The sequence below is a fragment of the Mesorhizobium sp. M0152 genome (genome assembly GCF_040322415.1).
Lineage (GTDB): Bacteria > Pseudomonadota > Alphaproteobacteria > Rhizobiales > Rhizobiaceae > Mesorhizobium.
Genome location: NZ_JAMYTH010000069.1, coordinates 1 through 15,247 on the forward strand (window position 1 = coordinate 1; position 15,247 = coordinate 15,247).

Here is a 15,247-nt window from a genome sequence, read left to right on the forward strand (position 1 = left end):
ATCGGCGCCCGACAGCGTGAACTCGTCGGTGTGGCAGATGCCGGTCGCCTTGATCTCGACCAGCACCTCGCCCTCGCGCGGGCCGGCGAGGTCGACCTCCACGATCTCGAGCGGCTTTCCGGCGGCGAAGGCGACTGCGGCGCGGGTTTTCATCAGGATGTTCCTCCAAAGGCGATTTTTGCGCACGGTTTCAGGTTTTGCGCTGCCGATCAACAGCGACCTGGTTCCAAACTTGGATCAATGCCGGGAATTCCAATCCCAATCGATTGAAAGGTGGTGATCCACCCGCTCGGCTTGACCGCGCCGGCACAGGTCATAAAAGGAACTGCCGACCCGAGGGATGACTTCTGCATGTTCACGAAAATCCTGATCGCCAATCGCGGCGAGATCGCCTGCCGCGTCATCCGGACGGTGCGCAGGATGGGCATTGCCTCGGTCGCCGTCTATTCCGATGCCGATCGCGATGCCGTGCATGTCGAAATGGCCGACGAGGCGGTGCATATCGGCCCTTCGCCCGCCGCGCAGAGCTATCTCGTGCCTGAAAAGATCATCGCCGCCTGCAAGGCAACAGGCGCCCAGGCCGTGCATCCAGGTTATGGGTTCTTGTCCGAGCGGGCCGCTTTCTGCGAAGCGCTGGAGGCCGAGGGCATCGTCTTCATCGGTCCGAAACCCAAGGCGATCAAGGCGATGGGCGACAAGATCGAATCGAAGAAGTTCGCCAATGCGGCCAAGGTCTCGACCGTGCCCGGCTGGCTGGGCGTCATCGAGAACGCGGACCATGCCGAAAAGATCGCCGGCGAGATCGGCTATCCCGTGATGATCAAGGCCTCGGCCGGCGGCGGCGGCAAGGGCATGCGCATCGCCTGGAGCCAGTCGGAGGTGCGCGACGGTTTCGACCGGGCGCGCTCGGAAGCGAAGAGTTCGTTCGGCGACGACCGTTTGTTCATCGAGAAGTTCGTCGTCGATCCCCGCCACATCGAGATCCAGGTGCTGGCCGATGGGCATGGCAACGCGCTTTATCTCGGCGAGCGCGAATGCTCGATCCAGCGCCGCAACCAGAAGGTTGCCGAAGAGGCGCCGTCCCCGTTCCTTGACGCCAGGACGCGCAAGGCGATGGGCGAGCAGTCCGTGGCGCTGGCCAAGGCCGTCGATTACCAGAGCGCCGGCACGGTGGAATTCATCGTCGACAGCGACAAAAACTTCTATTTCCTTGAAATGAATACACGATTGCAGGTCGAGCATCCGGTGACGGAGCTCGTCACCGGCATCGACCTGGTCGAACAGATGATCCGCGTCGCCGCCGGTGAGAAGCTTGCCATCAAGCAGAGCGACATCAAGCTGAACGGCTGGGCGGTGGAAAGCCGGCTCTATGCCGAGGACCCGTACCGCAATTTCCTGCCGTCGATCGGCCGGCTGACGCGCTACCGGCCGCCGGAGGAAGGACAGTTCGGCGACATCGTCATCCGCAACGACACCGGTGTCACCGAAGGCTCCGAGATTTCGATGTTCTACGACCCGATGCTCGCCAAGCTGTGCACCTGGGCGCCGACGCGGCTCGAGGCAATAGACGCCATGTCTGAAGCGCTCGACAGTTTTGTCGTCGACGGCATCGAGCATAACATTCCGTTCCTGGCAGCACTGATGCAGCATCCGCGATGGCGCGAAGGGCTGATATCGACGGGGTTCATCGCCGAGGAATATCCCGACGGTTTTGCGCCCATCGTGCCGGACGGCGAGGAAAAGGCCGTGCTGGCGTCGATCGCGGCCGCGGTGGAATTGCTGCGCCGCGACCGGCTCGACCGGCTGGGCGGGCGCCTGGCGCCGCATTCGGGAGCGCTCAAGCGCGACTGGGTGGTGAAGATCGGCGAGGACTATCTGTCGGCGTCCATTATCGAAGGCATGATTTCGATCCCGATGGAAATCGATCTGTCGATCGACGGCGGCAAGGCGCTCACCGTTTCGTCCGGCTGGCGGCCGGGCGACCTGATCTGGCGCGGCACGGTCGGCACACGCAAGATCGCCGCGCAGATCCGGCCGGTCGCCAATGGCCTTCGCATCGCCTGGAAAGGCATGTCGGTGACCGCGCGCGCCATGCTGCCGCGCACCGCCGAGCTTGAACGGCTGATGCCGGAGAAAGTGGCCCCGGATACGTCGAAGCTGCTGCTCTGCCCGATGCCCGGCCTCGTCGTGTCGATCGCGGTTGCGGAAGGCCAGGAGGTCAAGGCCGGCGAGACGCTGGCCGTGGTCGAGGCGATGAAGATGGAAAACGTGCTGCGTGCCGAACGCGATCTTGTCGTGTCGAAACTCAACGCCCAGCCGGGCGACAGCCTGGCCGTGGACGCCGTGATCATGGAATTCGCCTGAAGCGAACCGGGCAAGGTGCCGCAAGCCTGTGGTTGGCGATCGTTTGTGCTGGACTGGTATCGCCCGGTCCGGGACAATACATCTGCATCGACACTGAGTCCTTCGGACGGCGCGAAAAACCATGGCGGATGAGAGACTTCCACGCGATCCCTTGATGCGCGAAGCAGCGATTGCGGCCGCGCGGCCGGAGGCGCCGTCGCGGCCTTTCGTCCATCTGCGCGTGCATTCCGCCTATTCGCTGCTGGAGGGCGCCTTGCAGATCGCCAAGGTGGTGGCTCACGCGGTCAAGGACGAAGCCCCAGCCATCGCGGTCACCGACACCAACAATCTGTTCGGCGCGCTGGAATTCGCGCAGAAGGCGGTGAAGGACGGCATCCAGCCGATCATCGGCTGCCAGGCCGCGCTTGCCTTTTCCGGCGAGAACAGCGACGGCCAGCGCGACCGCCGGCGGCAAGGCCCGGATATGCGGCCGGTCGTCCTGCTCGCCGCGACGGAAGCCGGCTATTCCAATCTGGTCAGGCTGGTCAGCCGCGTCTACCTCGAGACGCCGCCCGGCGAGGCGGTGCACCTGACCACCGACATGATGGCGGGCTATTGTGACGGGCTGATCTGCCTCAGCGGCGGGCCGCGCGGCCCGGTCGGCATTGCGCTCAAGGAGGATCGCCGTGATCTGGCCGAGGCGCGGCTTTTGACCCTCAAGACGATGTTCGGCGACCGGCTCTATGTCGAGCTGGAGCGGGTTGCGGGCTACGACCGGATGATCGAGCACGCGTCTGTCGATCTTGCCTATGCCCATGAACTGCCGCTGGTCGCCACCAACGAGGCGTTTTTCTCGTCGCGCGACGACTACGAAGCCCATGACGCGCTGATCGCCATCGCCGAAGGCTCCGTGGTCGCCGTCGACAACCGCCGCCGGCTGTCGCCGGACAATTTTCTGCGCAGCCAGGCCGACATGGCCAGGCTGTTCGCCGACCTGCCGGAAGCGATCGACAACACGGTCGAGATCGCGCTGCGCTGTTCCTACTATCCAAAGAACCGCAGCCCGATCCTGCCGCGCTTCACCGGTGGCGACACCGCCGACAAGAACGCCGCCGAAAAGGCCGAGGCCGCGGAACTGGCCCGCCAGGCGCGCGAGGGGCTCGATGCGCGGCTTGCGCTGCATGGGCCGACCCCGGGCTACACCGTGGAGCAATATCGCGAGCGGCTCGAATTCGAACTCGGCATCATCGAGAAGATGAAATTCCCCGGCTACTTCCTGATCGTTGCCGATTTCATCAAATGGGCCAAGGCGCAAGGCATACCGGTGGGTCCTGGCCGTGGGTCGGGCGCGGGCTCGCTGGTCGCTTATTCGACGACCATCACAGACATCGATCCGCTGCGCTTCTCCCTGCTGTTCGAACGATTTCTCAATCCCGATCGCGTCTCGATGCCCGACTTCGACATCGATTTCTGCCAGGACCGCCGCGAAGAGGTGATCCGCTACGTCCAGCAGAAATACGGCCGCGACCAGGTCGGCCAGATCATCACCTTCGGTACGCTGCAGGCTCGCGCCGTGCTGCGCGACGTCGGCCGCGTGCTGCAGATGCCTTATGGCCAGGTCGACAAGCTCTCCAAGATGGTGCCGCAGAACCCGGCCAATCCGGTCAAGCTCGCCGACGCCATCGCCAATGAGCCGCGCTTTGCCGAAGAAGCCGAGAGAGAGCCGATCGTCCAGACGCTGCTCGACATGGCGCAGAAGCTCGAAGGCCTCTACCGCCACGCTTCGACGCATGCCGCCGGCATCGTCATCGGCGACCGGCCGCTGTCGGAGCTGGTGCCGATGTACCGCGACCCGCGCTCGGACATGCCGGTCACCCAGTACAACATGAAATATGTCGAGCAGGCCGGGTTGGTGAAGTTCGACTTCCTCGGCCTGAAGACGCTGACGGTGCTGGATACGGCGGTCAAGCTGATCCGCCGCCGCGGCATCGACATCGACCTGGCGACGATCCCGCTCGACGATCCCGAGACCTACGCCATGCTGTCGCGCGGTGAGGTGGTCGGCGTGTTCCAGGTGGAAAGCGCGGGCATGCGCAAGGCGCTGATCGGCATGCGGCCCGACTGCATCGAGGACATTATCGCGCTGGTGGCGCTGTACCGGCCGGGCCCGATGGAGAATATCCCGACCTACAACGCCAGAAAGCATGGCGAGGAGGAGATGGCGTCGATCCATCCCAAGATCGACCATCTGGTGAAGGAGACGCAAGGCGTCATCGTCTACCAGGAACAGGTGATGCAGATCGCGCAGGAGCTGTCCGGCTATTCGCTTGGCGAAGCCGATCTTCTGCGCCGCGCCATGGGTAAGAAGATCCGCGCCGAAATGGACAAGCAGCGCGAGCGCTTCGTGTCGGGCGCGGTCGAACGCGGCGTCGCCAAGCCGCAAGCCGACTTTATTTTCGATCTGCTGGCCAAGTTCGCCGACTACGGTTTCAACAAGTCGCACGCCGCCGCCTACGCCGTCGTCTCGTACCAGACAGCCTATCTCAAGGCGCATTATCCGGTGGAGTTCCTGGCCGCGTCGATGACGCTCGACATGGGCAACACCGACAAGCTCGCCGACTTCCGCCAGGACGCGCTGCGCCTCGGCATCGAGGTGGTGGCGCCATCGGTGATGTCGAGTTTTCGCGCCTTCGAGGTGGGTGAGAACCGCATCTATTATTCGATGGCCGCGCTCAAGGGCGTCGGCGACGCGGCGGTCGAGCATATCGTTGCTGTCCGGGGCGAAAAGCCGTTCAAGAATCTCGCCGATTTCTGCGAAAGGGTCGATCCCAAGATCGTCGGCAAGCGCGTCTTCGAAAGCCTGATCATGGCCGGCGCGCTCGATTGCTTCGGTCACGACCGTGCATCGATGATGGCTGGCGTCGAACGGATGATGGGGCTGGCGTCACTGGCGCAGCAGAATGCCGTTTCCGGCCAGGCCGATATTTTCGGAGCCTCGCTCGGGGCGCAGTCGCAGGCGCTCAATCTGCCGGTGACGGACCCTTGGCTGGTCGCTGACCGCTTGCACCGCGAATTCCAGGTTGTCGGCTTCTACCTCTCCGCCCATCCGCTCGACGAGTACAAGGCGGCACTGCAGAAGATGCGGGTACAGACCTGGGGCGAGTTTTCGGCGGCCGTCAAACGGGGCGCCTCCGCCGGGCGCCTGGCCGGCACCGTGACCAGCAAGCAGGAGCGCAAGACGCGCACCGGCAACAAGATGGGCGTGGTGGCGTTTTCCGACACCTCCGGCCAGTACGAGGCGGTGCTGTTTTCTGAAGGATTGGCGCAGTATCGTGACCTGCTGGAAGCCGGCCGCTCCGTCGTCATCACCGTCGCGGCGGAGGACAGGCCCGAGGGCGTCAATCTGCGCATCAATTCGGTGCAGTCGCTGGAAGACGAGGCGAGCCGCATCCAGAAGGCGCTGCGCATTTTCGTCAGAAACGAAGGACCTGCCGCGGTGATCCAATCCCAGCTTACCCAGCGCGGCGAAAGCCAGGTGAGCATCATCGTCATCAAGGAGGAGGCGCAGGGCGAGGTCGAGATTGCCTTGCAAGGTGGCTACCGCGTCTCGCCACAGATCGCTTCCGCGATGCGCGCCGTGCCGGGCGTGGTCGAAGTGGAGCTGGTGTGATCACCGGCGCGACCGGAGCTATGATGCCGCCACTTCGGCTGGCTTGACGGGCCTGCGCTGCAAGTTGAGCAGATTGCCCATCAGGATCAGCAGCGCGCCGCCGGCGGTGAAGGCATCGATCTGCTCCTGGTAGAGCAGCCAGCCGACCAGCGCCGACAGAGGCACGCGCAGGAAATCCATCGGCGAAATGACGGTCGCGTCGGCATAGACAAGCGCGCGGGCCATGCAGAAATGCGATGACATGCCGGTGAAGGCGATCAGCAGGATCCATGGCCAGAGTTCGAGCGGCGGGTCACGCCATTCGTAGAGCGCCGGGATGAGGCCGAGTATCGACTGGACGATCAGCATCCAGAAGATGATGCGCACGACGCTGTCCGTGCGGGTCAACGACTTGACCATGACCACCGAGATGCCGAAGCAGACCGCGGCACCGAGCACGACGAGATGGCCCGGATCGGCCGCGCCGACACCGGGGCGGACGATGATCACCACGCCGATCAGCCCGAGCGCGATTGCCGCAAGCTTCGGCCGGCTGAGCCTTTCGCCAAGAAAAATCATCGCCAGGATGGCCGTCCAGATCGGCGTGGTGAATTCGATCGAGATCAGCACCGCCAGCGGGATCAGCGTCAGCGCGTAAAGCCAGGCCGCCTGGCCGGTATAGTGGATGACGTTGCGGGCGATATGGGCAAGGGGGCGCCGCGTGCGCATCGCTGCAAAGCCGCCGCTCATCATCACCAGCGGCAGAAGGATGAAAAAGCCGATCACCGAACGCAGTTCCAGCACCTGGAAAACGTTGAGCTCGGCGGTCGTGGCGCGCCCGGCGACCGACATCGCCAGGAACGAGGCAATCGACAGCGCCATCCAGAACGCTGCCTTGGGGATGGAGGGGGCAGGTGACATGCCCGCTATGTCGCAGGCCGTGGCTTTTGCCGCAACCGCTAGCCGCCGTATTCTTCTGGGCCAGCCGGGCTTGCAGAACAGTGATGTCGGAGGCGGAACCCGACACGGCAGGGGACGTTGAGTTCCGTCGATCGTGCTTTGCGGGACATCTTGCCATCCAACATCAATGGGAGAGCTTCGATGAGATTATTCGAGCAATTTGCGCTTGCTGGCTGCCTGTTGGTCGCGGCAGGCACGGCACATGCCGACGAGACCAGATTTCTCCAGTCGTTCAACGGCAATTTCACCGGCAAGGGCATCGTCAAGGTGACCACCGACGCGCCGACGGTGAGTGTGTCCTGTACGTTCAACTCGAACGCGACGTCGACCTCATTGTCGCTCGACGGCAATTGCCGCGGGCTCATCGTTGTGACGCGCGCCATCAGCGCGGACCTGAGGGCTGCCGGAGCGAAGTATAGCGGCACTTATGTCGGGTCTCGCACCGGCCCCGCACAATTGAACGGCACTCGCTCGGGCAATGCGATCAATCTCGGCATCCGCTGGGCCAAGGAGGTCAATGGCGACCGAAAGGCGCAGATGAAGGTCGAGAAACGAGGCGAGAACGGCATGCGGCTGACCGTCATCGACACCGATCCGGAAACCGGCAAGAGCGTGGTGACGAGCCGGATCGACCTGCAGCGCACCTGAGATATCCAGCGTCAGTCTTCCAGCGGCTCCGGCGGGTGGGCGTCGCGGCCCTTGCCGAAGGTGTAGCCGGTTTCCACCGCCTTGCGGCCGAACTTGTCGCGCAAGGCGTCGATGGCGCCCTCGGCCATGGCGCGCTTGCGCGACTGGATGTCGACAAGGTCCGGCGGGTCGGCCTTGTCGTCGTCGGAAAGATCGCTGACGCCGATGCCGAGCAGCCGGTATTTCGTTCCGTCGGTTTCCTTGCGCAGGAGTTCCACCCCGGTCTGAAATATCCGATCGGCGAGGCGGGTCGGATCGCCAAGCTGGCGGTTGCGGGTGCGCAGCTTGAAATCCTGGGTCTTCAGCTTCAGCACCACGGTACGCCCGGCGATACCGGACTTCTTCAGCCGCGCCGAGACCTTTTCCGAAAGGCCCCTCAGCACCGCGACCAGCTCTTCCAACGAAGCGATGTCGGTGTCGAAAGTGGTCTCGGCCGATACGCTCTTGGCGTCCTGGTCGGGATCGACGCGGCGCACATCCTCGCCGCGCGAAAGGCGGTAGAGCCGCTCGCCCATCGTACCGTAGCGGCGCATCAGGTCGCCACGATCCATCTGCTGCAACTGGCCGATGGTGCGGATGCCATCGCGCTCCAGAGTGGCGTTGAAAGCCTTGCCGACGCCCCAGATCATGGTCACCGGCTGCTCCGCAAGGAAGCCGACCGCCTCGGCCTCGCCGATGACCGAGAAGCCGCGCGGCTTGCGAAAATCGGACGCGATCTTGGCGAGGAACTTGCAATAGGACAGGCCAGCCGAAACGGTGATGCCGATCTCCTTCTCGACGGCCAGCGCGAAGCGGGCCAGCACGACGGCCGGCGGCAAGCCATGCAGCCGTTCCGTGCCGGCAAGATCGAGAAACGCCTCGTCGATCGACAGCGGCTCGACCAGCGGGGTCAGCGCCTGCATCATGGTGCGCACCTCGCGGCCGACGCGGACATATTTCTCCATGTTGGGCGGGATCACCACCGCTTCGGGACAGGCTTCGAGCGCCTTGAACATCGGCATCGCCGAACGCACGCCCTTTATGCGGGCGATGTAGCAGGCCGTGGAGACGACGCCGCGCTTGCCGCCGCCGATGATCAGCGGCTTGTCCTTCAGCGCGGGGTTGTCGCGCTTTTCGATCGCCGCATAGAAGGCGTCGCAGTCGATGTGGGCCAGATGCAGCCGGTAAAGCTCGGGATGGCGCGCCAGCCGGGGGCTGCCGCAGCGCTCGCAGCGCCGCGTCTGGCTGCGCTGAAAGGCCAGGCAGTCGCGGCAAAAACCATGATCGGGACTATTGACAGGAGCCGCCATTTGTGCGAACATAAGGAGAACAAAACCAATATTACGACAGCGCAAGGCCGGCGACAAGGCTGGCCTGGGGAGAACCTATGAGCACGACCATAGCGCCTCTGGCGCCCGCGCTGTGGGCGGATTTCGAGGACCTCTTCGGCAAGCAGGGCGCCTGCTACGGTTGCTGGTGCACGCATTTCCGGCTGGCGCCGGCGGTGCGGCGCGCGAGCAGCCGCGAACGCAACAAGGACCATATCAAGGCGCGCATCGAGGCCGGGCCGCCGCCTGGCCTGCTGGCATTCGAGGACGGCAAGGTGGTCGGCTGGATGCAGATCGGGCCGCGCGCCGACGTGCCCGAATGGAACAACAAGGGCAGGGGCTCGGCACCGATCGACCCCGCCGACGCCAGCGATCCGGCCGCCTGGGCGATCTCCTGTTTTTTCATCCGCGCCAAGGCGCGGGGCAGGGGGATCACACACCGCCTCGTCGAGGGCGGCATCGATTTCGCGCGCAGCAACGGCGCGCGGTTACTCGAGGCCTGCCCGATAGACCTGTCGCGCGATTCGCGATCGATCGGATTGTTCGTCGGCTCGTCGCGGGTTTTCGAGAAGGCCGGGTTCGAGAGGCTCGTAGAGCGCAAGGCGGGCCGGCCGTTGATGCGGCTGGTGCTGGAGCCGACGGCTTGACAGTCGTCGTCTTGCGGGTGTGATGGTATTTCCCTACCAAAGCACGAAGTGATTTTTGCCTTTTCGGGCCAAACGGAGACTCCTGTGAACCGTATCCTGCCATTTGCCTTTTTCGCGCTTCTGTTCGGCGCGCCCGCCTTTGGCCAGACGATCGACAGCCAAGGTGCGAAGCAATTGTCCGACGACCTGTCCCGCTATGTCGGCAAGCAAGCGATCGACAAAGGCGTGCTCAAGGTTTCGGTGGAAGGCGGTGCCTACAAAATCGCTTTTGATTTCAAGACTCTAGCCAGAATGTTTCCCCAGCAGAAGCTGGTGAAGTTCGACTTTGCGCCTTACGCCCTGCTGGTCAAGCCACGCAGCGACGGATCCTGGGATGTCTCCATGGATTTTTCGCAAAGCGCCTCCTTCGAGTTCAACGGGCCAGAGGGGCTGCAAAGCACGCAATTTTCGGTCAAGGACGGCAAGGGCAACGGCGTCTACGATCCGAATCTCGCGGCTTTCACCAGCGGCAGCAGTTCCATGGCTGGCATGACCATGGCGTCGAAAGACGCCAAGCAGCAGATGGATGTCAGCGCCGGTGCCGCCACAGCGACCATTGCCGCGACGAAATCCGCGACCGGCGGCGTCGATTTCACGATGTCGCAAAAAATATCGAATTTCGTCGAGGCGATCAAATTCGACGATGCCGAGAGCGGACTGAAATTCCCGGTCACCGTCAGGTCGCCTGAACTGTCGGTGGAGGCCAGCGGCAAGGGCATGCGGACAAAGCCGCTGCTCGATCTCCTCGCATTTGCAGTGGCCAATGAGGACGAGACGACGCTGAAGGCAAACCAGGCGCAGCTCAAGTCGCTCCTGCTCGCCGCGCTTCCGGTGTGGGAGCGCATCGACGGCACCTATGGCTTCACGGATTTCGTGGTGGAGAGCCCGGTCGGGAATTTCGGCGCGGCGCAGCTCAGCACCGCGTTCGGTACCGACGGCGTCGCCCAGAACGGCAAGATCAACTATGGCATCAAGGCGTCAGCGCTGACCATACCGCAGCAGCTCGTGCCAAGCTGGAGCGTGGCGCTTCTGCCGACCGATATTGACCTCAACTTCGGCGGCGCCAACATCGACCTCGACACCATGGCGAAGAAGGCGATCGAAGCTTTCGATCTCAATCAGGATCCGCCGCTGTCGGCCGATTTCGGCGACAAGCTCAAAGCCGATTTCATGGCCAAGACGCCGAAGCTCGTCATCGGCCACAGCACCGTGAAGAACAAGGATGTGGAGATCGCGCTGGAAGGCGAGATGACCTTCCCCGACGAGAAGCCGGACGCAAATCTGACGGTCGATGTCACCGGCTTCGACAAGATGGTCGAGGGCTTGCAGACGGCGGCGAAATCCGAGCCGGAAGTGGCGCAATACGTGCCCGTCGTTCTCATGGTGAAGGGCTTCGGCAAGACGCTGCCCGATGGCCGGATCGAATGGATCGTCAACGCCAAGCCCGACGGTTCGGTCATGGTCAACGGCGTCATGGTGAAGCCGGCCGATCCAGCCGTGGACGACAGCGTCGACGACAGTGACGGCGACAGCGACGACAGCGGGGACGACAGTGGCGGGTCGGGGGCGGACCTGAACCCTTGATGGCTGGAAGTGACGGGAACAAGGAAGTCAGCTTGACGCGCTTATAGCCCCAGCGCGCTCGCGATCTTCGGCCCGGCTTCGTGCCAGTCCTGAACGACGACGACATCGTCCGGCACCGGCGGCAGGAATGCGCGCAGCGAATTGTCGGCCATCAGGTGGAAAAGATCGGCGTCGGCGACCGATTCCCGCACCGATGCCAGATTGTGCGGCTGATCGTCGACGAAGACCACCGGCCGACCGCTCTTGCCGCGCAGCCGGGCCACTGCCGGCCCCTTGGCCATTTCGGTGGTCAGAAGCGGGTAGTTCAGCCCGAGCGCGTCGAGATGGACGCGCCGAACGGCACGGTGCCTGTGCGGCATGGCCGTGAGCAATATGATTTCCGCGTCTCCGCCAAATCCTGACAGTGCGTCCGCGGCACCATCCGTGATGCTCTGCCAATCGGCTTGCGCGTCGAAGAAATCGCCCAGAAGTGCCGTGACTTCTGGCTGCTCGATAAGGCGGCCGCTCGCCGTTTCCGCGATATTGCCGGTCAGGCGAAAGGAGGCCAGCGTCAGGCCATAACCGCGCGACTTAAGGAAATGCGGGAACGGGCGGATGAACTCGAGCACGACGTCGTCGACGTCGAGCACCAGCAATGGCCGGTCGTCGGCCGCCAGTTCTTCGATCTGGCGCGCGGTTTCGGGATCATCGCTCATACCGAATGCTCATGGTCGTCATTGCCAAGCGGCAGCGCGCGCAACGCCTTGCCGACGGAAGCCGGCGGCGTGCCGGTGTCCTCAGCGAAGCGCATCAAGGTCGGCTCATGGGCGAGGATGAATTGCAGCACGCCAGCCAGGAACCCCGGTTCTCCGGCAGCCTTGCGGATCGAATGCGCGTCGATCCCCGTGATCGCCAGGAAGCGCGGCAACAGCTCCGGATCGGAGGCGACGAAGCCCAGTGCCTTGACGGCAATGGTTTCCGCCTCTTCGCGCATTGACGCTGCGTTTGCCATCATTACCTTCGGTATGTGGAATGAGTCTCTCCCGCAGTAATGGCAAGAGTTGGTTGCGGCAAGCCATTACAGCGCGGCGCGCCTTTCAGACGCACGGGACAAGGTGGAATTCGTGCTACTTTCCAGCCGTGGGTTTCCGTTTCGTCAATCATATTGCCGTATAGTGAAGCAGGGTTTGGTGCGTCCAGGGAAAAGCGCATGACGGCCACCTTCGAGCGGAGGACGGCCGGGACGGGATATCGATGCCTAAGAAGGTCATGATCGTCGAGGACAATGAGCTCAATATGAAGCTCTTTCGGGACCTCATCGAAGCCAGCGGTTACGAGACGGTGCGCACCCGCAACGGTCTGGAGGCGCTCGACCTGGCGCGCCAGCACCGGCCGGATCTCATCCTGATGGACATCCAGCTGCCGGAAGTGTCGGGGCTGGAGGTGACCAAATGGCTGAAGGAGGACGACGATCTGCACGTCATCCCGGTCATCGCGGTGACCGCCTTCGCGATGAAGGGCGATGAGGAGCGCATCCGCCAGGGCGGTTGCGAGGCCTATATTTCGAAGCCGATCTCGGTGCCGCGTTTCATCGAAACCATCAAATCCTACTTGGGCGATGCCTGATGTGCCTTTTTGAGTCGAGCCGGAGCGTTATGAAATGACCGCGCGGATCCTCGTCGTCGACGACATCCCTGCCAATGTGCGGCTGCTGGAAGTGCGGCTGCTGGCCGAATATTTCGAGGTGCTGACCGCCACCAACGGCCCCGATGCGATCGAGACCTGCGAGAACGGCAAGGTCGACGTCGTGCTGCTCGACGTGATGATGCCCGACATGGACGGGTTCGAGGTCTGCCGGCGGCTGAAGAGCGATCCGGCAACGTCGCATATCCCCGTGGTGATGATCACCGCGCTCGACCAGGTTTCCGACCGGGTGCGCGGGCTCGAGGCAGGCGCCGACGATTTCCTGACCAAGCCAGTCAACGATCTGCAGCTGATGACGCGCGTCAAGAGCCTGGTTCGGCTGAAGTCGCTGACCGACGAGTTGCGGCTGCGCGCCTCGACGACGCGCAACATCGGCATCGAAGAGCTGCTCAGCCGCAATTTCGCGTCCGAGGACACGACGCCGAAGGTGCTCCTCATCGACGAGCGCAAATCGTCCGTCGAACGCATCCAGAAGATGCTGCGCGACCGCGCCGACCTCGACGTCACCAGCGATCCGCATGCCGGCTTCTTCCAGGCCGCCGAGACGCCGTATGAATGCGTGATGATCTCGACCGCCTTTGCCGATTTCGATCCGCTCAGGCTGTGTTCGCAGTTGCGCTCGCTGGACCGCACCCGTTTCGTGCCGATCATCCTTTTGGCGGAGGAGGGCGAGGAGGAGCGCATCATCCGTGGCCTCGAACTCGGCATCAACGACTATCTGATGCGGCCGATCGACCAGCAGGAGCTGACGGCGCGGCTGCGCACCCAGGTGCGCCGCAAGCGCTACAACGACCAGCTGCGCGCCAGCGTCACGCAGACCATCGAAATGGCGGTGACGGACGGCCTGACCGGATTGCACAACCGCCGCTATCTCGACAGCCATTTGCAGACGCTGTTCGACCGCGCAGTTGCGCGGCGCCGGCCGCTGTCCGTGATGATCACCGATCTCGACCGCTTCAAGTCGATCAACGACACGTATGGCCATGATGGCGGCGACGAGGTGTTGCGGGAATTCGCGCGGCGGCTGCGCAAGAATGTCCGCGGCATCGACCTTGCCTGCCGCTTTGGCGGCGAGGAGTTCGTGGTGGTCATGCCGGACACCGACGGCGCGGTGGCCGAGAAGGTGGCCGAACGCATTCGCGCCGAAATCGCGCAGGCGCTGTTTGCCATCGGTCCTGACGGCAAGGCGATCGAGGTCACCGTCAGCGTCGGCGTCTCGTCGGTGCTGAAGGGGGTGGATACGGTGGCGGCGCTGATGAAGCGCGCCGACCTTGCGCTCTATGAAGCCAAGAGCGGCGGCCGCAACCGCGTCGTCGCCAAGGCGGCGTGACCGCCCGGGCCCGATTACCCGGTCAGCCGTTAGGATTACCCGTTTACCTTAATCCAAGCGATTCGCGAGCCTTGGTTAAGAAAGTGTTGATTTCCATAAGCTCTTGCGCAACTGTGCTGGTCAAGACGAAGCCGGCACGAGGGTAGACCGCCGGCTCGATCTCTGGAATACCCCATGATGCTCAGGTCCGCCGCATCTCCTGGGTCCGTGGGGTCGGCCGGCCGGCGCTGGCACATAGTGGCCTCCTCGTACCGCTGCCAAACGCCGACCGGCCCCCTTTGTCTCACCTGAGATCAGGATTCCGTGCCAAGCCCCGGAAGATGCGGGGCTTTTTCCGCGCCTGTCGAGCACCTGCGGGGACGTGAACAGCAGCGACTGGCGGAGACGCGCGTGGTTTTCGTGAGGCAACACAGCATTGCCGAGGAATGCAGCGAAAGGGAAACTTGAACGCAGCAACGCTCTGAAGTCGCGGCATGGATCCTAGGGTCTGCGCCGCGTCGCTGCGCTCCTTGCTCCGCCCTAGGATGACGACGTGAGGGGATGCTTCGGCTAATCTCGAAGGTGCCGGCTGCCATTGATGCCAAGCTCCAACGCTCGCGATTAGCCTCAGACCCTCCACGCCCGTCGTCATCCTAGGGCGGAGCAAGGAGCGAAGCGACGCGGCGCAGACCCTAGGATCCATGCCGCGACGCCTGCCGAGAAATGCAGCGGATGAGGATAGTCGGCGCTCCGATTGCCCGTTATGGTTGAGGCGTGACCGGCTATGTCTACATAAGTGCGAGTCAGAAGCGCGGCACCATCTATATCGGCGTCACCAACGATCTCGGCCGCCGCATGCCTGAGCACAAGTCCGGCCAAGGCTCCCGTTTCACCAGCCGCTACGGCGTGCAGCGGCTGGTCTGGTACGAGGAATATTTTGACATCACCGATGCGATCCAACGCGAGAAATCGCTGAAGCGTTGGCCCCGTCAGTGGAAGATCGAACTGATCGAGAAAACCAACCCGGAATGGTTCGAAC

At 63.4% G+C, this 15,247-nt stretch carries 12 protein-coding genes and 1 pseudogene; 8 read left to right on the forward strand and 5 right to left on the reverse strand.

Going from position 1 to position 15,247, the window contains the following annotated elements; translation table 11 throughout:
• Positions 1 to 153 (reverse strand): annotated as a pseudogene (locus NKJ26_RS31835) (S-(hydroxymethyl)glutathione dehydrogenase); the annotation flags it as partial.
• A 198-nt stretch (positions 154 to 351) separates the two neighbouring features.
• Between NKJ26_RS31835 and NKJ26_RS31840 the strand changes: the two are divergent.
• Both NKJ26_RS31840 and dnaE read left to right on the forward strand, forming a co-directional pair.
• A complete protein-coding gene (locus NKJ26_RS31840) occupies positions 352 to 2,364 on the forward strand; it encodes an acetyl-CoA carboxylase biotin carboxylase subunit (protein WP_352699702.1) in 2,013 nt (670 codons plus the stop codon).
• A gap of 154 nt (positions 2,365 to 2,518) precedes the next feature.
• Complete coding sequence (gene dnaE / locus NKJ26_RS31845) at positions 2,519 to 6,013, forward strand: DNA polymerase III subunit alpha (RefSeq protein ID WP_352699704.1); 3,495 nt, start codon at positions 2,519 to 2,521, stop codon at positions 6,011 to 6,013.
• Positions 6,014 to 6,031: 18 nt separating this feature from the next.
• On the opposite strand, the gene NKJ26_RS31850 is transcribed toward dnaE, so the two are convergent.
• A complete protein-coding gene (locus NKJ26_RS31850; RefSeq protein ID WP_352699706.1) occupies positions 6,032 to 6,913 on the reverse strand; it encodes a DMT family transporter in 882 nt (293 codons plus the stop codon).
• 180 nt (positions 6,914 to 7,093) lie between these two features.
• On the opposite strand from NKJ26_RS31850, the gene NKJ26_RS31855 reads away from it, so the two are divergent.
• On the forward strand, positions 7,094 to 7,600 hold the full coding sequence (locus NKJ26_RS31855) for a hypothetical protein (protein ID WP_352699708.1): 507 nt from the start codon (positions 7,094 to 7,096) through the stop codon (positions 7,598 to 7,600).
• An 11-nt stretch (positions 7,601 to 7,611) separates the two neighbouring features.
• Here the strand turns inward: NKJ26_RS31855 and NKJ26_RS31860 are convergent, their stop codons facing one another.
• Positions 7,612 to 8,940, reverse strand: a complete 1,329-nt coding sequence (locus NKJ26_RS31860; protein WP_352699710.1) for a DNA polymerase IV — start codon at positions 8,938 to 8,940, stop codon at positions 7,612 to 7,614.
• 65 nt (positions 8,941 to 9,005) lie between these two features.
• Between NKJ26_RS31860 and NKJ26_RS31865 the strand changes: the two genes are divergently transcribed.
• A complete protein-coding gene (locus NKJ26_RS31865; RefSeq protein WP_352699712.1) occupies positions 9,006 to 9,593 on the forward strand; it encodes a GNAT family N-acetyltransferase in 588 nt (195 codons plus the stop codon).
• A gap of 84 nt (positions 9,594 to 9,677) precedes the next feature.
• Positions 9,678 to 11,216 carry a hypothetical protein gene (locus NKJ26_RS31870; protein WP_352699714.1) on the forward strand — a complete coding sequence of 513 codons (1,539 nt, stop codon included), beginning with the start codon at positions 9,678 to 9,680 and terminating at the stop codon, positions 11,214 to 11,216.
• 41 nt (positions 11,217 to 11,257) lie between these two features.
• Here the strand turns inward: NKJ26_RS31870 and NKJ26_RS31875 are convergent, their stop codons facing one another.
• Both NKJ26_RS31875 and NKJ26_RS31880 read right to left on the reverse strand, forming a co-directional pair.
• Positions 11,258 to 11,911, reverse strand: coding sequence for a hypothetical protein (locus NKJ26_RS31875; protein WP_352599084.1), 654 nt, complete (start codon positions 11,909 to 11,911; stop codon positions 11,258 to 11,260).
• On the reverse strand, positions 11,908 to 12,207 hold the full coding sequence (locus tag NKJ26_RS31880; RefSeq protein ID WP_352699716.1) for a DUF3572 domain-containing protein: 300 nt from the start codon (positions 12,205 to 12,207) through the stop codon (positions 11,908 to 11,910). Before NKJ26_RS31880 ends, NKJ26_RS31875 begins: the two co-directional genes overlap by 4 nt.
• Positions 12,208 to 12,449: 242 nt before the next feature.
• Between NKJ26_RS31880 and NKJ26_RS31885 the strand changes: the two genes are divergently transcribed.
• From NKJ26_RS31885 to NKJ26_RS31895, 3 genes are all read left to right on the forward strand, one after another.
• Entirely contained in the window at positions 12,450 to 12,821 is a 372-nt protein-coding gene (locus tag NKJ26_RS31885) for a response regulator (RefSeq protein WP_006334976.1), read from the forward strand.
• Between the two features lie 34 nt (positions 12,822 to 12,855).
• Positions 12,856 to 14,229 carry a PleD family two-component system response regulator gene (locus tag NKJ26_RS31890; protein WP_352599090.1) on the forward strand — a complete coding sequence of 458 codons (1,374 nt, stop codon included), beginning with the start codon at positions 12,856 to 12,858 and terminating at the stop codon, positions 14,227 to 14,229.
• Positions 14,230 to 14,982: 753 nt separating this feature from the next.
• Positions 14,983 to 15,247, forward strand: a 265-nt coding sequence (locus NKJ26_RS31895; protein WP_352699718.1) for a GIY-YIG nuclease family protein, incomplete at its 3' end; no start/stop codon positions are given.

Bases quoted from the DNA above. Each gene is read 5' to 3' on its own strand.
- NKJ26_RS31840 (WP_352699702.1), top strand. From the start codon at position 352: ATGTTCACGAAAATCCTGATCGCCAATCGCGGCGAGATCGCCTGCCGC.
- dnaE (WP_352699704.1), top strand. From the start codon at position 2,519: ATGCGCGAAGCAGCGATTGCGGCCGCGCGGCCGGAGGCGCCGTCGCGG.
- NKJ26_RS31850 (WP_352699706.1), bottom strand. From the start codon at position 6,913: ATGTCACCTGCCCCCTCCATCCCCAAGGCAGCGTTCTGGATGGCGCTG.
- NKJ26_RS31855 (WP_352699708.1), top strand. From the start codon at position 7,094: ATGAGATTATTCGAGCAATTTGCGCTTGCTGGCTGCCTGTTGGTCGCG.
- NKJ26_RS31860 (WP_352699710.1), bottom strand. From the start codon at position 8,940: ATGTTCGCACAAATGGCGGCTCCTGTCAATAGTCCCGATCATGGTTTT.
- NKJ26_RS31865 (WP_352699712.1), top strand. From the start codon at position 9,006: ATGAGCACGACCATAGCGCCTCTGGCGCCCGCGCTGTGGGCGGATTTC.
- NKJ26_RS31875 (WP_352599084.1), bottom strand. From the start codon at position 11,911: ATGAGCGATGATCCCGAAACCGCGCGCCAGATCGAAGAACTGGCGGCC.
- NKJ26_RS31880 (WP_352699716.1), bottom strand. From the start codon at position 12,207: ATGGCAAACGCAGCGTCAATGCGCGAAGAGGCGGAAACCATTGCCGTC.
- NKJ26_RS31885 (WP_006334976.1), top strand. From the start codon at position 12,450: ATGCCTAAGAAGGTCATGATCGTCGAGGACAATGAGCTCAATATGAAG.
- NKJ26_RS31890 (WP_352599090.1), top strand. From the start codon at position 12,856: ATGACCGCGCGGATCCTCGTCGTCGACGACATCCCTGCCAATGTGCGG.